Raw genomic sequence first — 21,153 nt, forward strand, 5'->3', positions numbered from 1 at the left:
GGCATTCCGTTTCCTTTCTTTTGTACCGTATCTCGACCGGCCTTTCCCGCCGGTCTGACGCGATCTGTTTCCCGGCGCGCGAAGATATCCACTGACTGCTTTTTTCGGGCCTTGACATTTGGTCAATCGCCCAAATAAAGTGACTCAACAGTCGAACTACTCAGGAGGTCGACATGGTGATCGCGAGCCGCAAGATTGGTTACGATGAAGTCGAACACAGGGATTTGAATTTCGGCATGAGCCCGGAGACGGTGCCGCGCCACTGGTTCAACAACGATCCGTGGATCACTCACTGGATGAACGCGATCCTGGCCGCGGTGCCGGACGGCGAGCGCTGGGTCATGCAGGCCACGAGTAAGCAACTCGAGAATCTTCACGATCCGTCAGTGCGCAAAGCCGCGATCAGCTTTATTCGACAGGAACGCTCCCATGCACGGGAGCATGACGCCATGAATGAAGCGATGGTCGCGCACGGCATTCCAATAGACCGGGCGGAGGCCGTGTTCAAGGCGATCAGAAAGCCCCTTCAACGCTACCTGGGCGGCGCCACCCAGTGCGCCATGGCCGCGAACTTCGAGCATTTCACGGCCGTGATTTCCCAGGTAATGCTCGATCATCCGGAACTGTGGGACGATACCAGGCAGGAAGTCGCCGCCATGCTGTTCTGGCACTTCGTGGAGGAGACGGAGCACAAGTCAGTCAGCTTCGACGTGTTCGGAGAGGTAAGCGGGGGCGGCGTCCGCGCTTACGCAATCCGCATGGCGACGCTCGCTCTGGGTACAGCCCTTTTCCTGCCTCTGGTGCACGGTAACTGGCTGTATTTCCTCTGGAAAGATCGGCAGCTCACGAACATCCCCTCGGCACTGCGCGCCATTAAGTGGTTGTACTTCGCACCTGGAATCTTCACCCGAGCTTTTGTGATCGATACGCTGCCTTTTCTCTCCCCCCGCTTCCATCCATGGGACGCCGATAACCGGGAAGTCATCCACGCCTGGAAGCGCGCCTACGAGGAAACCGGTGATGCCCAGCAGGCTTACCAAGCATTCCGGCAATGGCATGACGATAACAGGCGTGACACAACAGCGGAACGAGTGACGGCGGCGTGAGCGGTGCCAAGCGTAAAACACTGAAACCCTCCGAGGGGGCGGCGGCCCTGGTCACGGGGGCGGGCAGCGGCATCGGCCGCAGCTTCGCCTATGAGATCGTGCGCCGTGGCGGATCAGTGATCTGCGCGGATATAGACCGCCAGCGCGCCGAGCAAACCGCCAGCATACTCTCGGAATTGGGCGAAGGTCGGGCTGTCGCCTACCGCTGCGACGTAGGTAGTGAAAAGCAGATGGCCACGCTCGCCGACAAGGCCGAATCGCTGCTCGGACGGCCAATGACGTTGGTGGTCAATAACGCCGGGGTGGGCGTAGGCGGCCGCATCGGAGAAGTGCCGCTTGGCGATTGGCGCTGGTGCCTCAAAGTCAATCTTTGGGGCGTCATTCATGGTTGTCACTTCTTCGCACCCAAGCTGCGCGCACTGGGCTACGGCGGCATTGTCAACGTGGCTTCGGCCGCCGGTTTCGGCGCGGCGCCGGAGATGAGTGCGTATAACGTGACCAAGTCCGCGGTCCTTTCACTCTCCGAAACTCTGGCGGCCGAGCTGACCGGCACCGGCGTGCATGTTTCGGCCCTGTGTCCCACCGTGGTACCCACCAACATTCTGGACAAGGCGCGCCTGCCCGAGCACCGCGGCGATTTCGCCCATGCCGCCATGCGCAAGTGGACCTTCGCCACCAGCGACCAGGTGGCACGCCGGACCCTGGACGCCCTCGATCGAAAGCAACTTTATGTGGTGCCGCAGTTCGACGGGCGTTTCATGTGGCGGTTCAAGCGCTACGCGCCGCGGCTATACGCTCGCGCGCTGGGCGAGGCGTATCGCCTGGCCGGGGGCTGATATCCGGCAGGAGGCAAATCATGACATCATTCTCGGCAAGAGTTGCCGACCGTGGTTTTCGGCTACTGATGAAACGCGAGCCGGCTAGTCCCGACGAGTTGGTGATGCGGTTACGGCGCATCGCCGCGATGGCCCGCCTGCCGGGCGGGCTGCCGTCCGGAGTCACCGCGCGCAAGACCACCATTGGCAATGAACCGGCCGTACCACCCGGCGTGCCGGCGGTGCGTGTCAGTCCCAGTCAGCCCACGGCCACCGTGCTGTATCTCCACGGTGGCGCCTTTATCAGTGGCCGTTTCCCTACTTATGCTGAGCTTTGCGGGCAGCTGGCCAAGAGACTGAACGCACGCGTGTTCTGGATCGACTACCGCCTAGCGCCGGAGGCGGCCTACCCGGCCGCCCTCGACGATGCCCACCATGCCTACAGGGCGCTGGCCGAGGACTATCCTGACGAGCCGCTGGCCCTGATCGGAGATTCCGCGGGTGGCAACCTCACTCTGGCCACGCTGCTGAGGCTGCGCGATGCGCAGGCCGCCTCGCCCGATTCCTCCCCCCGCATGCCAGCCTGCGCCGTGTCGATCTCACCCGGCGCCGATGCGGTTGGCGATACACCGTCGCGCCAGGCCAACGCGGCCAGCGATGCCATGCTGACTCCACGCATGATCAAGATGGCCACCGATCTGTATCTGGCCGGCCATGATCCCCGGGATCCCTATGTCTCACCGATATACGGCGATTTCCGTGGCCTGCCGCCTCTTATGCTCACTGTGAGCGAATCCGAGGCCCTCCGTGATGATGCCTATCGGGTAGCGCACCGTGCGCGCCAGGCCGGCGTGGCCGTGACCCTGCGCGCCCGCTGGAATATGCCACATGTGTGGCCGGTGTTTCATTCCATGTTGCCGGAGGCGCGCCAGGACGTTACCGAAATAGTCGGCTTTATGCGCCGGCATTTGTCGGCGCCCGTAGCATGCACCCGGGCCGTGGCACGGACGAAACTGCGCCTCGCGCATAGCGGCTAAGCGGCCTGCTAAAAACTGGAAGGAGGACCACTATGAATGTCGCGGAGGACCGGATTCAACAAAGCCGTCGTGGCCAGCGGGCGCCGCGCCACGGGAGCGCTGAACCCGACCACGAGATTTTGATCATCGGCGCCGGCTTCGCCGGAATGGGCGCGGCCATCGAGCTTCTCAGCCGCGGCATGAAATCCTTATCGATCATCGAGCGTGCCGCCGATGTCGGCGGCACCTGGCGCGACAACCGCTACCCCGGCGTGGCGGTGGACATCACTTCTTTCGTCTACTCTTTTTCCTTCGAGCAGAATCCGAACTGGTCGCGGGTCTTCGCGCCGGGTGACGAGCTGCAGAACTACGCCCGCCGTGTGGCCAGCAAATACGGCCTCTATCCCTACATACGTTTCGGCGTCAGCGTGAAGCGTGCCGAGTTCGATGAAGGCGAGCACTTGTGGCGGGTGACAACCGACAAGGGATGTGTCACCGCACGCCACCTAGTGTCCGCCACCGGCGGGTTGATCTCGCCGAAGATGCCGGATATCGAAGGGGTCGAGGATTTTCAGGGCGAGCGCATGCACACCGCGCGCTGGGACCACGAAGTGGATCTCACCGGCAAGCGGGTGGCGGTGATCGGTACCGGCGCCACCGCGGTGCAGCTGATTCCCGAAATCGCCCCGCGGGTGGCGCATCTGGATGTCTATCAGCGCACGCCCATCTGGGTACTCAAGAAACCGGATGTCCGTATGCCCGGCTGGATGCGCACCGTCTTTCGTTGGTCGAGCCTGGCCCAGCAGGGAGTACGTACCACCACCGATGCGCTGACCGAATCGTTGATGATCATCGCGGCGGTTTACTATCGGCGCTTTCCTTGGCTGGTGCAATGGGCCCAGCGCGCCGGCGTCAACAACATGCGCGAGCAATTGCCCGATAACCCGGAGTTATGGGGCAAATTAACCCCGCGATATGGCTTCGGCTGTAAGCGGCCGACATTTTCCAACAACTACTTTTCCACCTTCAGCCGTAGCAACGTCGATCTGATCACCACCCCTATCCAACGCATCACTCCCAAGGGCATCGAGACCATCGACGGCATTGAGCACGAGATCGATGTGCTGATCCTGGCGACCGGCTACAAGGTTTTCGAAAAGGGCAATCTGCCCTCCTATGAAGTCGTGGGACGCGGCGGTGTGGATCTGGGCGAATTCTGGGAGCGGAACCGTTACCAGGCCTATGAGGGCCTGACAGTACCCGGCTACCCCAATCTCTACATCATGCTGGGTCCATACGCGCTGATTGGTTCATCCTATTTCAAAATGGTCGAGGGTAACGCCATTCACGTGGCGCGCTGCATCCAGGCCGCCCGAAAGCGGGACGCGACTTGCGTGGAGATTCGTCAAGACGTGCACGATCGCTACTTCCGGAATATCCAACGACGCCAACAAGGGACGGTGTTCCTTAACCACAATTGCGCGGCCTCTAACAGCTATTACTTCGATCATCATGGCGACGCGCCCATGCTTCGACCTTCTACCTCTTTCGAGATGCTTTGGCGAGCGAAACACCTGCCCATGGCTCATTACCATTTCAAAAAGGCCTATCCGGCAGGATGGCTATCAGATGACTCAAGGCTGACGTCCAACAGCAGGCCTTTTCCCGGAGATGATACCGTTGCGGAGGTTATTCGCCGATGACGACTCATGAGGAAACAACACCGGTGCTGGTCGGCGCCGGCCAGATCAGCGCGCGCGAACCGGATACCGAGCGCACCCCCATAGGCCTGGTCGCCGAGGCTGCCCGAGCCGCGGCGGCGGACTGCGGTGTGACCGGGGTTCTGGGTCAGATCCAGTCGTTAACGTGTCTCAACATATTGGCGCCGTCTTATTCCGATGCCCCGTCCACCCTGGCGCGGCATCTGGGCATCGACCCCGGCGAGCGCTTCTACACACCCATAGGCGGGAACATGGGTCAATGGCTGGTCGGTTACTATGCCGATCGCATCGCCGCCGGTGGTCTCGATTGTATCTTGATCGCGGGCGGCGAGGCGCTTGCCACACAGATGCGCGGCAAGGGCGCCGGCCTGTCCGGAGTGCTGGACACCGCCACCGGCGAGGGTCCGCGACTGCTCGGCGATGACCGCGAGCCGACCAATTCGGCGGAACAACGCCACGGGCTCAATCTGCCCATCCAGATCTATCCGTTGTTCGAGCAGGCGCTGCGGCGTCGCTACGGCCTTGACCCAGCCGAGCACCGACGAATGCTGGGCGAATTCTATGCCCGATTCAACGCCGTCGCGGTCGACAATCCGCGAGCCTGGCGCCGCGACCCTTTATCGGCGGCCGATATCGCCGAGCGCTCACCCAAAAATCGCATGGTCGGCGCGCCCTACACCAAGCACATGAACGCCCTCATCGCGGTGGATCAGGCCGCCGCGCTGGTAATGATGTCCGTGGCCAAGGCCCGGCGGCTGGGCATCGACCCTGAACGCTGGGTGTACCCCCTGGCCGCGGCAAACGGCCACGATCATTGGTTCGTCTCCCAGCGGGCGGATCTTTCCCGCTCGCCGGCGATCACCGCCTGCGGCGAGCGGCTGGCGGCGACCAGCGGACTCGGGATCGACGCGATCGATCACCTGGACCTGTACAGCTGTTTCCCCAGCGCTGTACAGATGGCGCGCGATGCGCTGGGTATCTCCGTGCATGATCCCCGGCCACTGACCGTCACGGGTGGCTTGGCTTACCATGGCGGGCCCGGCAACAACTATTGCACCCACGCCATCGCCGAGATCATGAACCGTATCCGCGCCGACCGAAGCACCACCGGATTGGTCAGCGGCGTGGGCTGGTACATGAGCAAGCATTCGCTGGGGCTCTACGGCGGAAGACCGCCCGTCGGCGGTTGGCGGCCGATCGATCCGGCCGGGCTGCAAGCCGAGATCGACGCCGGCCCCGTCGTGGAACTGGTGGAGCAGGCGCAGGGCAAGGCCCGCATCGAGACCTACACTGTCATGCACGACCGCGCCGACCGCCCGGTCCAGGGTATTGTGCTGGGCCGCCTGAGCGATGGCCGGCGGTTTGTTGCCAACACTCCCACCGACACGGACCTGCTCAATGCCATGACGAACGAGGAATTTCTCAATCGCACGGGCCGCGTGCACCACGATGGCAAACGCAACCTATTTACCCCGGAGGGGTGAGCGCAAGGGGGAGACGATAATGAGCATCGCGTCCGAAGCCCAGTTCGACCAAGCGCGCGTAGCCGAACGCATGCGTGACATTCGCGAGGCCACCCGCGTCGTGAGCGAAGGCTTTTCCCGGGAATACATGCGCGAATGCATCGATAATCACCGATTCCCTCAGGAGGCCTGGGAAGCGCTGGGCGAATATGGGCTGCTTGGCATCACCATTCCCGAGGACCTGGGGGGCTCGGGCGGCGGCCAGGTGGAACTAGTCGCGCTGATGGAAACGCTGGCCGAGGCCGGGCTGGTGCTGCCCATGCTGTTGCTCACTGGGTTTGCGCGAGTGCCGATCATCCGCAATGGCACACCCGGGCAAATAGAGCGGTTCGTCAAGCCGACAATCAGCGGGGCCGAGAAACTGTGCTTCGCAATCACCGAGCCGGATGCCGGGACCAACAGCTTCGCGATGTCCACGCTGGCGACACCGGATGGTGACGGCTATCGGCTGACCGGGCGCAAGGTTTTTATTTCCGGTGCGGCGGACGCCGATCGAATGCTGGTCGTGGCCCGCACCCAAAAAGCCGGCGAAGTCAAACGACGCACTGAGGGTATGTCCTTGTTCGTGGTGGATACCGACGCGCCCGGCGTGGAACTACAGCCCCTGAATATCGACGTCGGTTGGCCGGAGCGGCAATACCTGGTTTTTTTCGATGACGTCAAACTCGACGCGGGTCGCTTGATCGGCAACCCGGGACAGGGCCTGGCCGGAATGTTCGAGGCGCTGAATTCGGAGCGCCTGCTGGTCACCGCCATGTCCGTGGGCCTGGGCAATTACGCTCTCAAAAAGGCAGTGGCCTACGCCAACGAACGCAAACCTTTCGGCACCCCCATCGGGGGTTATCAGGCTATACAGCACCGGCTGGCCGAGGCCAAGGCCGAATTGGAGGCAGCACGGCTGATGATGATCCACGCGGCTGCGACGTTCGACGCCGGTGGCGATGCCGGTTCTCATGCCAACATGGCGAAATTGCTGGGTTCTCGCGCGGCGGTCAAAGCCGTCGAGGCCGCCCTGCAGACCCACGGCGGCTACGGTTTCGACCGGGACTACGACATCATCACGCTATGGCCTTCGGCACGGTTAATGGAGGTTGCACCAATCAACAACGAAATGCTGCTCAACTACATCGGAGAACATGTCCTTGGCTTACCCAAATCCTACTGAGACGCGTGACGTGATCGAGCGTGACGGATTCACTGCCCCGGACGGGCGGCAAATCGCGCTGTGGCGCTGGCCCGGATCGCGCGAACGCCCCACCCTGCATTGGGCCCATGCGACGGGCTTCCATAGCCAGGTTTACCGCTCGCTGCTCGACGAATTGGCTGACGATTGCAACGTGCTGGCCTGGGATATGCGGGGCCACGGGGCCAGCGCCGAGGCGGCCGATATTAAAACATTCCGCGGTTGGGAAACGTACTACGAAGACCTTGTCGCTTGGCTGGAAAGTCTGGATGAGCCTGTCTGGCTTGCGGGTCATTCGATCGGTGCCACGACCAGTATCATGGCCGCGGCCCGACGACCGGACAAGGTGCGGGGCTTGATCCTGGCGGAACCGGTGATCATGGATCCCTGGCAGGGCTGGCGATTGTGGTCGGCCAAGCTGCTACGCCAGTCACAGCGGTTTTCACTGGCCGCCGGAGCCGCACGTCGCCGCAGGGTGTTTGACTCGCGCGCCGCCGCACTGGAGAACTTTCGTGGCCGTGGTGGCTTCAGAACCTGGCCGGAAGCATGGCTGGAAAACTACGTTGAGCACGGCCTCGTGGCCCATGATGATCGTTTTCGCTTGGCCTGTACGCCGGAATGGGAAAGCACCACCTTTGCCCATACCGAACACAACCCCTGGCCCGCCGTCCGACGATTGCGGTGTCCGATGGTCGTACTGGCCGCGGAACGCGCCTCAACCTTCTCGCCAAGGGCGCGCCGGCGCCTACATGCCTTGCTACCCTCCGCCGAGTTGAACGTTCTGGCTGGAACAACCCATTTTCTGCCCATGGAGCGACCGGAAGTGGTGCGGGATGCAGTGCGACAAGCAATGCACGGTGATACCTAGAGGGTAAGGAGAAAAGCATGAAACACACAGCGGTGATCAGCGGCGTCGGCATGGTGCCGTTCGCGAAACCCGGCGCCAGCGCGCCCTACTACCAGATGGGTGCCGAGGCGGCGCGTCAGGCCCTGGCCGATGCCGGGCTGGACTACGCCAAGGTGGAGCAAGCCTACGTGGGCTATGTCTACGGCGATTCCACCTGCGGCCAGCGAGCGCTCTACCCAATCGGCATGACCGGCATTCCCGTGGTCAACGTCAACAACAATTGTTCCACCGGCTCGACCGCCCTGTTCCTGGCGCGCCAGGCGGTGGAGTCCGGCGCCGCCGACTGCGTGATCGCCCTGGGCTTCGAGCAAATGAAGCCGGGAGCGCTGGGCAGCTACTACAACGACCGGCCGACCCCCTTCGAACCCTTTGACCGGATCTGCGAGGACCTGGTGGGACAGCCCGAGGTGCCGCTGGCGATCCGCTATTTTGGCGGCGCGGGCATGGCGCACATGGACAAGTACGGCACCAAGGCGGAGACCTTCGCCAAAATACGCGCTAAGGCGAGCCGGCATGCCGCGCGCAACCCGGTGGCGCTGTTCCGCAAGGAAGTGACAGTGGAGGAAGTGATGGACTCCCCGGTGTTGATCGGCCCAATGACCCGCCTGATGGCCTGCCCGCCGACCTGCGGCGCGGCGGCGGCCATCGTCTGCTCCGAAGCCTTCGCCAGGGCCAACGCTCTCGATCACCGAGTGCGCATCCTGGCGCAGGCGATGACCACCGACACACCGAGCACGTTCGAGGCGCGCAACATGATGCAACTGGTCGGCTATGACATGACGCGCACCGCCGCCGATCAGGTTTACGAGACCGCTGGCATCGGTCCGGAGGAGCTCGACGCCGTGGAACTGCACGACTGCTTCGCCACCAACGAGCTGCTGACTTATGAAGCACTACGGCTGGCGCCGGAAGGTGGCGGCGAGCAGATGGTCGAGGACGGCGACAACACCCACGGTGGGCGCGTGGTTACCAACCCCTCGGGCGGGCTGCTTTCCAAGGGTCATCCATTGGGCGCCACCGGGTTGGCGCAATGCACCGAGCTGGTCCAACAGCTGCGAGGACAGGCCGCGGACCGCCAGGTCGAAGGCGCGCGCATTGCGCTCCAACACAATCTCGGCCTGGGCGGCGCCTGCGTGGTGACGATGTACCAGGCCACCTGAAGAGGACGAACTATGATCGACACTAAACACATCGGGCTGCGCCTGCCGACCGTCAGCTTCGAGGTCGAGAAGGGGCGGTTACGTTTTTTCGCCAAAGCCACCGGCGAAACGCGGCCCGAGTACCTCGACGAGTCTGCGGCCCGGGCAGCCGGCTACCGTAGCCTGCCGGCACCACCAACCTTTCTGATGGGCGCCGACCTCGATGCCGGAACCATGACCACGTTGCTCGAAACGCTGAACGTGCCGATCGGACGCATCCTGCACGGCGAGCAAAGCTTCACCTATCACGCGCCGGTATGTGCCGGCGACGTGCTCAGCGTCGAGTCAAAGATTAGCGACATCTACGGCAAGAAGAGCGGTGCGCTCGAATTCATCGTCAAGGATTCGCTGATCAAGGACGCGACTGGCGAGACCGTGCTCGAGGCACGCAGCGTGATCGTCGTCCGCAACCCGCAGGAGAACGCAGCATGAACGCCCCCACTCGTGACCAGGTCAAGGTCGGCCAGGCGCTTCCGCCACTCGAGCTTCCGCCCATCACGCGCGCGACGCTGGCACTGTTCGCCGGCGCCTCGGGTGACCACAACCCGATCCACATTGACATCGACTTTGCCAAGGCCTCTGGCATGCCGGACGTGTTCGCGCACGGCATGCTGCCGATGGCCTATTTGGGCCGCTTTCTGACCCAGTGGGCACCGCAGACCCGGCTGCGCCGGTTCTCGGTCCGCTTCGCCGCCATCACGCCAGTCGGCGCACGGCTGAGTTGCACCGGCAAGATCGTTGAAATCACCGAGGACGGCCACGAAACACTGGCCCGGCTCGAGATCGGCGTGGTCGATAAACAGGGTGAAGTCAAGCTCGCCGGCGACGCCCTGGTGGCGCTGGCCTGAAACACGTCCTTTCCATCACCAACAAAGCAGGACTGCGTATGAAACTTCAAGATAAAGTGGCCATCGTCAGCGGCTCAGGGCGCGGGATAGGCCGGGAAATCGCCCTCAAACTCGCCGCCGAAGGCGCCAGCGTGGTAGTCAACGATCTTGATGCCGCCCCGGCGGAGGAAACGGTCGCGGCGATCAAGGACGCCGGCGGCAGGGCCGTGGCCTGCATCGGCAGCGTGACACAGGAGGATTTTGCCGAACGCTTTGTGAACACGGCAATCGAACAGCTGGGCGGTCTGGACATCATCGTCAACAACGCCGGCTACACCTGGGACAACGTGATTCAGAAAATGAGCGATGAGCAGTGGCAGGCGATCATGGACGTGCACGCCACGGCGCCCTTTCGCATTCTGCGCGCGGCCTCCGAATACTTCCGCGTGCAGGCCAAGAAAGAAGCCGCCGAAGGGCGCGAGGTATTCCGTAAGGTGGTCAACATCGCCTCGATCGCCGGCACCGGCGGCAACGCTGGACAGGCCAACTATTCGGCCGCCAAGGCGGCGGTGATCGGCCTGACCAAGGCGATGTCCAAGGAATGGGGCAGGCTCAAGGTGAACGTCAACTGCGTGGCCTTCGGACTGATCAAAACGCGCCTCACAGAGGCGGAAGCAGGCTCTGATGCGAGCATCGATGTGGAAGGCCGCAAGATCAAGGTGGGCGTCAACCCCGATCTGCTCAAGACCATGGAGGCCATGGTGCCGCTCGGTCGCGCCGGCACGCCGGCCGAGGCCGCCGGGGCCGTCTATCTGTTTTGCACTCCGGAGTCGAACTACATCAGCGGTCAGACGCTGCTCTGTGGCGGCGGGTTCTCAATGTGAGGCCATGGACACCATGACGTTTAATCAATCACCCTGGATGGACGAAGAACTAACGCTGTTCCGCGACAACGTCCGGAAGTTCATCGCCACCGAAATCACCCCCTTCGAAGAACACTGGGACTCCCAGCAGCACGTCGAGCGCACGCTGTGGACAAGGGCAGGCGCCGCCGGCCTCCTGTGCACCGACGTGCCGGAGAAATACGGCGGGGCGGGGGGAAGCTTCGCCCATGAGGCCGTGATCCTCCAGGAGCAGGCCCGTGCCGGCAATACCAGTTGGGCCAAGGGCGTTCATGAGATCGTCAGCCACTACATCGTCAGCTGCGGCACGCCGGAGCAGAAGCATCGCTGGCTTCCCAAGCTCGCCTCCGGCGAGTGGGTGGGGGCCATTGCCATGACCGAGCCGGGCACCGGCTCGGATCTACAGGCCGTGCGCACGCGGGCCGAACGCCAAGGCGAGAACTATGTGGTCAACGGGTCGAAAACCTTCATCTCCAACGGCCATCACTGCGGCCTGCTGATCGTCGTCTGCAAGACCAATCCGGCCGAGGCCGCCAGGGGCGTCTCGCTGCTGGTCGTCGAACAGCCGGGCGAGCAGCCCGGCTTCCGCCGCGGCCGGCTTCTGCACAAGATCGGCCAGAAAGGTCAGGACACCGCTGAGTTGTTCTTCGATGATCTGCGGGTGCCGGCCGAGAACCTACTCGGCGGCGAAGAGGGCCAGGGCTTCTACCAACTTATGAACCAACTGCCACGCGAGCGCTTGATCATCGGCGTCGGCGCCATCGCTGCCGCCGAGGCGGCCCTGGAGCACACCTTGGCCTACGTGCGCGAGCGCAAGGCCTTCGGCAAGCGTCTGCTCGACTTCCAGAACACGCGCTTCCGGCTCGCCGAGCGGCGCACCGAAGTGACTCTCGGCCAAGTGTTCATCGACCACTGCATCCAGCGCCTGATCGCCGGCGCACTCGACGCGGAGACGGCCTCAATGGCCAAATGGTGGTGCACGCAAAAGCAGTGCGAGATCGTCGACGAGTGCCTTCAATTCTTCGGCGGCTACGGCTACATGCTCGAGTATCCCATCGCACGCTTGTACGCCGACGCCCGGGTACAGAAGATCTACGGCGGCACCAACGAGATCATGAAGGAGCTGATTGCGCGGGGGCTCGATTGAATGCGATTCACGTCACCGGGCTTCCGTCAGCCGGATGGCGATATCGCCAGTCCCCGGGGCCGCCGCCGCTGGCGTTGACCCCACCTCGCGATAGATGCGCCCGTGGTTGACGTTCTCCATGATCAGCCGGGAGCCGGCCGGATCCTATACAAGATTGACAGGTCGGTAACAGCCAGAGCGCGCAAGGCATTTCCAACAGCCCGCTAACCGTGCCGGGCGACACCTTTCCAGTATTTCTCCTCAAGCTGCTTTTTCGGTAGCTTGCCGGCCAAGTTGCGGGGCAGCTCGCCAAAGTCCACGATCTTTGGCAGCTTGAAACCGTACAACCCCTCCGTCTTGCAGTGCTCGATGATCTCCTTGCGAGTGGCCTGCTGGTGCTCTTTGAGCTCAATTACCGCCGCCGGCACCTCGCCCAGGTCCTTGTCCGGCGCCCGCACCACGGCAACGTCAAGAACCGCCGGATGCCGCTTGATAACCGTCTCGATCTCATTGGGGAAAAGATTCACCCCGCCGGAGATGATCATTTCCTTGATCCGCGAAGTCAGGTACAGAAAACCATCCTCGTCCACATAACCAATCAGACCATCGTCGTACCAGAGCTTGCCCTCGACCCCGATATAATTCTCCTTCATCTTCTCTTCGCTGAGGCCGACGTAGTTCAGCGCAAGGGCCATCGGGGAGCGCACGAGCACCTTCCCTTCCTTGCCGGGTGGGGTCCAGGTGCCGGTCTCCTCGTCATAGATCCGGCATTCCGCCGCCCGCAGCTTGCCAACGCTGTCGTAGCGCTTTGGGTTCTCCTGGTAGTCCTCGCTGGCGAGAACGCTGATCAGGCCGCTCTCCGAAGCGCCGTAGTATTCATGGAAGACATCATCCGACGCTCCCTGGCGGCGGAACAGCGTGTTGATCTCGCGCTTGACCTTGGGCGGACAAGGCGCCGCCGCGCAAATGATTACCCGCATGCTGGAAAGGTCGTATTGGGACTTCAGAGCCTCGGGCAGTGCCAGGATGCGCTCGAGCATGGTCGGGGCGACGAAGGTCCAGTTGATACGCTCGTCCTGAATAAGTTTAAGCATGAGCTCGGGATCGAACTTGCTCATGGGCACCGCGGTGCCGCCGAGAAAGAACGGCAACACCGCGATCTGTACCCCGGCATGATACAGCGGCCCCGGAATCAGCGTGCGGATGTTGTTGCTGATCGGATCCCGGATTTTGCCGATCTTGTAGAAATGAAAGGCCGATATCTGCATCAACCCCAACCGGGTCACCTCCTCCTTGGAGGCGCCCCGCCGCGCCTCGGCCGAATCCGATGTCAGCCGGTCCCGGTCGATGTTGATGTATTTCGGCGTCCCTGTGGTACCGCCGCTGTAGGTCTTTGGGGCCATGCCCAGCTTGCCGCTTGGGAGTATGGACCGGCTGTCCCGGATCAGTGACTCGTAGGCGATCATACCCTCGGGCAACTCGTCAGCATCAACCACGATGAAGTGTTCGACGGTGGTCAACTGATCACGAACCGACTGTACCGCTTCCACAAAGGCGCCCCCCAATACCAGGGCCTTTGGCGAGGCCTTGTTGATGCATTCCGCCAACTCCTTGGGCTGAAGATGCCAATTGAGCATCGGCATGGGATTGTCCCTGAGCGTACAAGCCAGCATCAATTCGAACCATGGCGCGCCGTTGTGCATCACCTCGGCCACCGCCTCGCCTTCGCCGATACCCAGCCGGTGCAGGCCATTGGCCAGGCGGAGAACTCGATCCCTGAATTGACCGAAGGTGACCCGACGATCACCGTCGACAATCGCCTCACGATCTCCCCAATGCTCCCATAGCGCAAGCAGGAATTGCCGCGGAAGCTCCTGTCGCTTAAGCCGGCTACGCCACGCGGCCCGGACGCCACCAATCGCCAACGCGCCCCAACCAAACTGGCCCAAAATCTCCCTGAGGGCCGCACGGGCCTCGGGCATTGCTTTCAGCTGGGCTATAGCGGACATTTCGAAGATCTCCTGGCTGGTGTTATGTTGTTATGGCAGGCGCGAGACGGGGTTGGTAACCCGCCCGTTTCCGTGGTTTCCACCGAACCGGACGCGCGCTAAGCTGGACCGCAACCCGTTCAAACTCGTCGACGATTCCGGTGTTGTCGAAACGCTTAAAAGTTCCTCCCACAGGATGCGCAGTTGCAATTCGGCCAGCCGGCTGTCTATGCAACGGTGGAAGTTTCAGCAGCACCATCTGTTCCCGACCATGGTTGTGTGACAGCAGCCTATCGAGGTCATTTTTTGACAATACGGGGTCATTTGGAGACACCCAATGAGAGGCATGACGGCGAACCGGCTACAGGGCTCGCAATTCCTTCTTCAGAATCTTGCCCACCGGATTGCGGGGAATGGCGTTGATCAGTTTCATCTTTTCCGGCAGCTTGTAGACACTCATGCCCTGCTCCCTCAAGTAGTCGTTGATTTCCTCCAGGGTCGGTGGGTTATCCTCGTCAACAGGCACCACGCAGATACAGATCCGCTCGCCCATGATCTCGTCCGGTTGGGGTATGACCGCGACGTCCCGTACCTTGCCGAAGCCCAGCACCGCGTTCTCCACCTCCACACTGGAGATATTGTAACCACCCCGAATCACGATGTCCTTCTTGCGGTCATAGAACCCTAGGTGCCTGTCATCCCGCACGATGAAAAGGTCGCCGGTGCGGAAAAAGCCGTCATAAGTGAACGAAGCCGCGGTAATATCCGGGCGCTGAAAGTAGCCCGCGAACACACCCGGGCTGCGATAGCAAAGCTCGCCGATGCCACCTGGTTCGGTTATCTCCTCATCCTCATCGCCGAGAATTTTCAGCTCGACCCCGCTGACGCCGGAAGGCCATTGGACTCCTGCCTTGCCCCACCAGGGCAGGTGATCCACCCGCATCTCCAGGTCCGGCACATCGGCCGGGCCGGCTACCAGACTGGTGCCCTCGTTCTGGCCCCAGATGTTGACGATCTCGATGCCCCAGCGGCGCTTGAACTCCTGCATCGACCAGGCCGAGGGGGGCGCCGAACCGGTGGTGATGGTTCGCACGCTGGAGAGATCCAGCTGGTCCACGTTGGGCAGCTTGACAATCATGTTCAGCATTGCCGGCACCAAGATGGTGTACTGGATACTCTCCTCGGTCAGCTGGCGCAACAGGATTTCCGGCGTAATCGGATGATGCAGCACCAGGGTGCCCCTCGCCGCCAGCCAGGGGAGGTAGTTCACCCCTACCGCCGTCATGTTCACCAGCGGTGCCACACACAGGATACGGTCACCCTCGCGCAGGCCACAGGTGGTGAACACCAGGTTGGTCATGTACTCCCAGTTGTTGTGGCTCATGGGGCAGCCCTTGGGGTTTGACTCAGTGCCCGAAGTCCAGCACAGGGTGAAGATGTCATTGGCATCCACCGGCACCTCCGGGACCCGGCCCGGATCTCCATGGGCGATATCGGTCAGCGCCGCCAGGCCAATGTAGTGCTCGAAGCCCAGCTCCTGCCCCAGGGCCCGGTAATCAAAGCCGTGGAAGCTTTCCACCGAGGCGTAGAATCTGGCGCCGGTGATCTCTTTCACATAGCCCACATCCTTGCTTCGCCATTGCAGGGGCAACGCGGAAAGCAGACCGCCGGCCTTGGCCGCCGCCAGATAGAGCATGGCCAGCTCCCAGATGTTCGGCAACTGCGCCACCAGTAGGTCGTCCTTGCCGAAGCCCCGGCGTGCCAGCTCGGCGGCGGTGGCGTCCACGGCCCGACCAAACTCGGCCCAGCTGAGCCGCTGGGGCGGTGTGCCGACCAGCTCGTCACGATTGGGTGGATCCACCACCGCTTCCCGGTCCGGGTAGGCGGCACGATTGGCGGCAAAGCGATCCAGCAGGGTTCTGTCACCCCAGTAGCCTTTATCGGAGTATTCCTCGATCAGTTCAGGTTCGTGTAAGATCATTTACCCTATTCCTCCAAGCTTATTGGCCCCAACCGAGTCCGCGCTCGCTGCGCCTTACCGCCTTGTGGTTCATGGCTGGCATCCGCGAGCGGCGGGTCGGGTCTCGCCGGCGCTCACCGCCGACTCTACGGGCTTGCCGCCTCCTCCAGCGCCTGCACCGCGCGTTGCTCGGATGACGGGAGTTGTTCGGCATGGACGACGAGCGCCCGCCAGTCAAGCTGATCGGCGGCGGCATATGTAGCAAGACGGCTCCAGGCGTTGGCGCAGTCGAGCAGGACGTCGGCGGCACGGGCAAAGGATCGATCGCCAGTGAGGCGGGCAACCTCGGCGCAGAATTCCGCTTCGAGGCGGCGGAACAAGCCACCGCCTGTGCCGGCTTTCTCGACGAAGACCGGTAAGACCCTTAGCGATGCGTTAAGCTGGTCATCAGTCAGGCTATCTCCCCAGGTGGCCAGATCGTCGACGAAGATATTGACGCCCTTCAGGCCGGAGGCGACCACACCATCGGCGGGCAGGTCCGCCGGATCGAACAGCGTCGCATCCGTGCCGCGCATATTGCGCGCCGCGCTTGCCGCTGCATCGCGCGCCACCGGCAGTAGCTCAGGCAGCCGATCAGGAAAGCGTATCGGGTAAGTCGCGTGGCGATTGGGATCGGGAAAGCCATGGGAGGCACGAGCTCGCGCCAGAGCTTTTAGGGGGACTTCCTGCACCTCCTCGCGATCGTTGTCCACCACCCGGGCGACGCCGCGCCTCTCGTCGTAGCCGATGACGACGATGTCATGACGGGTGTTGGATAAACGTACCCTGAGATACGGCAGCTCGGCGATGTCAGCCCAGATCATCACGGGACGGCCGGCGTCGATTTCGTCGGCGACCCAGCGCCAACCCTCGTCCGGATCGTCGGTTTGGCGACGCTCGGTTTCAATGCCGAGGCGGTGGCAGAAGTCGAGCTCCATGTCACCGTTGCGCCCTACCAGGTAGATGGGAGGCGTGAGTTCGGATACTCTCATATACATAAAGGACAGTCCGCCGCCGAGGCCGAACACGAGCCCCTCGCCCGGCGGCCCGTCCCAGCCAAGCCCGGCCCATTCCAACAGGTCGCGCAGTGCGCCCGAGCCGCAGTGCCCACCCATCCGGTGGGGATAGTTGGAGATTTGCACGCTTTTCATTCCACTACTCCAGCTGTGTTCAAAGACCTGAGCCAACGCCGGTTGGCGTACCGCGAGCTCACTCCGCCGACGAGGCGCGGATCGAGGCCTTTTTTAACCGCCAACCTCTGGGAACGAATAGTCCTTGAACTGCTCGCGCAATTTGGCCTTCTGCAGCTTGCCGGTCGCCCCGTGCGGCAGTTCGTCGACGAATACCACGTCATCCGGCAGCCACCATTTCGCGACCCGCTGGCTCAGATAGTCGATCACGCCCTGCTTGTCGAGCTGGCTGTCCGGCTCGCGCACCACCACCAGAAGCGGCCGCTCGTCCCATTTCGGATGATGCACCGCGATGACCGCTGCCTCGGCGATCTCGGGATGCCCCACCGCTTCGTTCTCAAGATCGATGGAACTGATCCACTCGCCACCGGACTTGATCACGTCCTTGGTGCGGTCGACGATCTCCATGTAGCCTTCGGGGTCGATCTTGGAAACATCGCCGGTGCGAAACCAGCCCTCGCTGTCGAAGGCCTTGGCGCTGGCTTCAGGGTTTTCGTAGTAGCCGCTGATGATCGCCGGGCCGCGCACCAGCAGCTCACCGAAGGACTTGCCGTCCCGCGGCAGCGCTTGACCGTCGTCGTTGACGATCTTCATCTCCACCCCGAACACCGCACGCCCCTGCTTGGCCTTGATGTCGAACTGCCGATCAAGCGGCAGATCGGCGTCCTTGGGACGGATCATCGAAACCGTGCCGATCGGACTCATCTCGGTCATGCCCCAGCCCTGCTGGCCTTCGACGCCGTACTTCTCCTGGAATTCGCGCATCATCGCCCGTGGCGCGGCCGAGCCGCCGATAAGAACACGCTTGAGAGAGGTGAACTTCTGCTCGGTCTTACGCATATGACCAAGAAGCCCGAGCCACACGGTGGGCACGCCCCAGGCCTCGGTGACGCCCTCGTTATTAATCAGCTCGGCCAGGCTCTCGCCATCGAGCTTCGGCCCCGGGAAGACGATCTTCGCGCCCACCATTGGCGCGAAGTAGGGGACGCCCCAGGCGTTAACGTGGAACATCGGCACCACCGGCAGCACGGCACTCTCCTCGCCCAGATTCATTCCGGGGATGGTCAACACCGAGAAGGCGTGCAGCAGCGTCGAGCGGTGCGAGTACAGCACCCCCTTGGGATTGCCGGTGGTGCCGGAGGTATAGCAGAGCGACGAAGCGGTATGCTCGTCGAACTCCGGCCAGGCCATTTCATCGGACTGCTCGCCGACCAATTCCTCGTAGCACATCACGTTGGGCAGCGAGGTTTCGGGCATATGAGCGCGGTCGGTCATGACGACGTAGCCCTTCACGCCTTCAAACAGACCTTGCAACTTCTCCAGCAATGGAACGAAGGTCAGATCAAGGAAAATGTACTGATCCTTGGCGTGATTGACGATGTAGCCGAACTGCTCGACCGGCAGACGCGGATTGATTGTGTGACAGATCGCTCCAATGCCGGAGACCGCGTAATACAGCTCCAAGTGCCGATAGGTGTTCCAGGCCACCGTCGCGATGCGATCCCCGGCCTGGACGCCCAGCGACTTGAGCGCGTTGGCCAACTGGCGGCTACGCTTGGCCGCATCTTCGTAGTTGTAACGGTGCAGGCCGCCTTCCGGAGTCCGGGACACGATCTCCTGCTCTGGATAGCTGGCGGCCGCGTACTCGATGATCTGGGAAATCATCAAAGGCCGGTCCATCATTAATCCACGCATCTGTCTCTCCTCAATCAGTCGATTTTCTCTGGCGGTTTCTGTCGGATGGCGTATTCGGAACCGCAACAGTCGACAGAACAAAATAGTATTTTTGAGCGCACTGGAGGCCCCGCGATGTTGCTTCCTAACCAAGCGCTTGCTCAAGACCCTATCCTTCTTTAACTTCGATAGGCAAGAACAAGAGCCGCCCCAGAGCGGTCAAGGACCACTCTCCGCGCGATGTCCCGAGCCCGTGTGCTGCTCGCGAAACCGGAGCATCACGCCGCCAGTGGCCGGGCAGCTCCAAGGTGCCGAAAGTGGCCCAGATCCACGAGGACTTCCCCCGCACCGGGACCGGCAAGGCCAGAAGCGCATCATACGCACCGAACTGCGCGACTTTTTCGCTGGAGCGGAAGGCGGCTGACGACGACAACACCGTAAAACCTTAAATTTTCATTGACTGATAAGAAATTTTTCGTATTGCCTCAAAAACAAGTCCAGCGCATTGTTTGTTCGACCAAACAAAGCATGCCAAATGCCACCCCCGAATAACAAAAAGGATGATTCCCTATGACGATAATCAGGTCTCACCATCAGTCCCGCAGATATCTTTTCCTCCCCAACGCGGGTCTTCGGGTCCGTCGTGCCTTGGCCGTTCTGATAGTCGTGCTGCTCCCATGCGAGGTAATGGCCGGAGCGGGCGATGCAGCAAGCACCTACGGCCTGGGCCCCATTCACGCCGGCTCGGCCCAGGCATTCAGCGCTTTCCACAGCGGTGCTTGGGCCACCTACTACAACCCGGCGGCACTTGCGCGCTCGCCGGAAGGTGAACTCACAGTGGTCTTTCAGCACGGTGACCAGGAGTTGCGTGCCGAATCACTCGGCGGAGCCGCACCATTCGATCGCGAAAACGATGTGCTCACGGACCAGAGTTCGGAGTTGCTGCTTCTTGGTATCAAGACCCGTGTCGCCGGCGCGGCGGACTTGGACACACCGATTTATCTTGGTATTAACGTCGGCGTGGATGAGTATGCCTCCAACGCACTGCCTTTCGCGGCCAATACCAGCCAGGAAGGCCAGTTCCTGCGTTTTGAGTCGCAACCCCTGTATCTCGCTTTTGGCGGTGCGGTTGGCAACGTCCTGCGCGGCGTTGATATCGGTGCCTCGGCAAGACTCACGCTGGCGGCCCAGGCCCGCCTTGAAGCGGTCTCCGATCTGTCCGGCAATACCGACTCCGAAGAGCTCTCCCTGGAAGCCGAACCGACATTGACGCCCTCGCTGGGCATTAACGTCAATTTGAGCGACACGCTGTGCGGTTCGAGCGCCTGCCTGCCTTTCGCGCTTAAACCGGAGCTGGCGTTGTTCTATCGAGGGGAATCGGAGTACGACGTCAGCGTGGACGCCAACGTGGTGATTCCTGGCGTCATACCCGAGCCGGGCCTTGATCTTGCACTGGCGACTCTCGACACGTTCCAGCCCCAGGTGTACGGAATCGGATTGCTGGTGCCTTTAGGTAAATTCGAGCTGGTTGCGGCTGTAGAGCGCCAGTATTGGTCCGATCTGGAGAGTGAATTCGCCGGTGACACGGTCAGGGACCAGGCTGGACTGCGCTTTAATGACACCACCGTTCCCCGCATCGGCGTCCGCTACACATGGTCGGACGCTCTTAAACTTTATGGGGGTGTGGCCGTCGAGGATTCCCCACTTCAATCGACCCGGTCCCAGGATGTCAACTTTCTCGACAGCGACCGTATCGTGGTCGGTGTTGGCGCCGATTACCGCCTGAAACGCGCGCCTATAATCAATATGCCCCTTGTGATGTCCCTGGCTTATCAATACCAGCAGCTTGATGAAAGAGAGTTCAACCTCACATCCATCAACTCGCCAACCAATCCCAACCCCTACGAGACCGTTCGCGTGGATGGCGACATACACGTCATCTCGGGTTCCCTGTCACTCAAATTCTAGACCGCGATG

The 21,153-nt window shown here is 62.0% G+C and carries 17 protein-coding genes; 13 read left to right on the top strand and 4 right to left on the bottom strand.

The window, feature by feature from the left end:
• Nucleotides 1-173: 173 nt before the first annotated feature.
• From IM760_RS02720 to IM760_RS02775, 12 genes are read left to right on the top strand one after another with little or no spacing between them, the layout of a single operon-like run.
• Nucleotides 174-1,106, top strand: a complete 933-nt coding sequence (locus IM760_RS02720; protein ID WP_014994418.1) for a metal-dependent hydrolase — start codon at nt 174-176, stop codon at nt 1,104-1,106.
• Nucleotides 1,103-1,942, top strand: a complete 840-nt coding sequence (locus IM760_RS02725; RefSeq protein WP_116028213.1) for an SDR family NAD(P)-dependent oxidoreductase — start codon at nt 1,103-1,105, stop codon at nt 1,940-1,942. The genes IM760_RS02720 and IM760_RS02725 overlap by 4 nt, the downstream gene beginning before the upstream one ends.
• A gap of 20 nt (nt 1,943-1,962) precedes the next feature.
• The gene (locus IM760_RS02730) at nt 1,963-2,958 is read left to right on the top strand and encodes an alpha/beta hydrolase (protein ID WP_228234744.1); all 996 of its coding nucleotides are present in this window, start codon (nt 1,963-1,965) and stop codon (nt 2,956-2,958) included.
• A gap of 32 nt (nt 2,959-2,990) precedes the next feature.
• Nucleotides 2,991-4,640 (top strand): flavin-containing monooxygenase, encoded by a 1,650-nt coding sequence (locus IM760_RS02735; RefSeq protein WP_116028214.1) that lies wholly within the window; start codon nt 2,991-2,993, stop codon nt 4,638-4,640.
• Nucleotides 4,637-6,142, top strand: coding sequence for an acetyl-CoA acetyltransferase (locus IM760_RS02740; RefSeq protein WP_089033101.1), 1,506 nt, complete (start codon nt 4,637-4,639; stop codon nt 6,140-6,142). The genes IM760_RS02735 and IM760_RS02740 overlap by 4 nt, the downstream gene beginning before the upstream one ends.
• 19 nt (nt 6,143-6,161) lie before the next feature.
• Nucleotides 6,162-7,346 (top strand): acyl-CoA dehydrogenase family protein, encoded by a 1,185-nt coding sequence (locus IM760_RS02745; RefSeq protein ID WP_089033102.1) that lies wholly within the window; start codon nt 6,162-6,164, stop codon nt 7,344-7,346.
• A 10-nt stretch (nt 7,347-7,356) separates the two neighbouring features.
• A complete protein-coding gene (locus IM760_RS02750) occupies nt 7,357-8,232 on the top strand; it encodes an alpha/beta fold hydrolase (RefSeq protein WP_232802237.1) in 876 nt (291 codons plus the stop codon).
• 17 nt (nt 8,233-8,249) lie between these two features.
• Complete coding sequence (locus IM760_RS02755; protein ID WP_204427018.1) at nt 8,250-9,431, top strand: lipid-transfer protein; 1,182 nt, start codon at nt 8,250-8,252, stop codon at nt 9,429-9,431.
• Between the two features lie 12 nt (nt 9,432-9,443).
• A complete protein-coding gene (locus IM760_RS02760) occupies nt 9,444-9,902 on the top strand; it encodes a MaoC family dehydratase N-terminal domain-containing protein (RefSeq protein WP_014994410.1) in 459 nt (152 codons plus the stop codon).
• Complete coding sequence (locus IM760_RS02765) at nt 9,899-10,318, top strand: MaoC family dehydratase (protein WP_116028216.1); 420 nt, start codon at nt 9,899-9,901, stop codon at nt 10,316-10,318. The genes IM760_RS02760 and IM760_RS02765 overlap by 4 nt, the downstream gene beginning before the upstream one ends.
• 38 nt (nt 10,319-10,356) lie before the next feature.
• Nucleotides 10,357-11,181, top strand: coding sequence for an SDR family NAD(P)-dependent oxidoreductase (locus IM760_RS02770; RefSeq protein WP_116028217.1), 825 nt, complete (start codon nt 10,357-10,359; stop codon nt 11,179-11,181).
• Nucleotides 11,182-11,185: 4 nt separating this feature from the next.
• Nucleotides 11,186-12,346, top strand: coding sequence for an acyl-CoA dehydrogenase family protein (locus IM760_RS02775; protein ID WP_116028218.1), 1,161 nt, complete (start codon nt 11,186-11,188; stop codon nt 12,344-12,346).
• Between the two features lie 203 nt (nt 12,347-12,549).
• Here the strand turns inward: IM760_RS02775 and IM760_RS02780 are convergent, their stop codons facing one another.
• The 4 genes from IM760_RS02780 to IM760_RS02795 all read right to left on the bottom strand — a co-directional run bounded on the left by IM760_RS02780 (nt 12,550) and on the right by IM760_RS02795 (nt 19,197).
• Nucleotides 12,550-14,334, bottom strand: a complete 1,785-nt coding sequence (locus tag IM760_RS02780) for an AMP-binding protein (RefSeq protein WP_204427019.1) — start codon at nt 14,332-14,334, stop codon at nt 12,550-12,552.
• Between the two features lie 340 nt (nt 14,335-14,674).
• Nucleotides 14,675-16,294 (bottom strand): class I adenylate-forming enzyme family protein, encoded by a 1,620-nt coding sequence (locus IM760_RS02785; protein WP_204427020.1) that lies wholly within the window; start codon nt 16,292-16,294, stop codon nt 14,675-14,677.
• A gap of 125 nt (nt 16,295-16,419) precedes the next feature.
• Nucleotides 16,420-17,463 (bottom strand): BtrH N-terminal domain-containing protein, encoded by a 1,044-nt coding sequence (locus IM760_RS02790; protein WP_089033105.1) that lies wholly within the window; start codon nt 17,461-17,463, stop codon nt 16,420-16,422.
• Nucleotides 17,464-17,556: 93 nt separating this feature from the next.
• Nucleotides 17,557-19,197, bottom strand: a complete 1,641-nt coding sequence (locus IM760_RS02795) for a 3-(methylthio)propionyl-CoA ligase (protein WP_089033106.1) — start codon at nt 19,195-19,197, stop codon at nt 17,557-17,559.
• 666 nt (nt 19,198-19,863) lie between these two features.
• Here IM760_RS02795 and IM760_RS02800 point away from each other — a divergent pair.
• The gene (locus IM760_RS02800) at nt 19,864-21,144 is read left to right on the top strand and encodes an OmpP1/FadL family transporter (RefSeq protein ID WP_239549559.1); all 1,281 of its coding nucleotides are present in this window, start codon (nt 19,864-19,866) and stop codon (nt 21,142-21,144) included.
• Nucleotides 21,145-21,153: the final 9 nt, after the last annotated feature.

This window comes from Alloalcanivorax marinus (assembly GCF_016906305.1).
GTDB lineage: Bacteria > Pseudomonadota > Gammaproteobacteria > Pseudomonadales > Alcanivoracaceae > Alloalcanivorax > Alloalcanivorax marinus.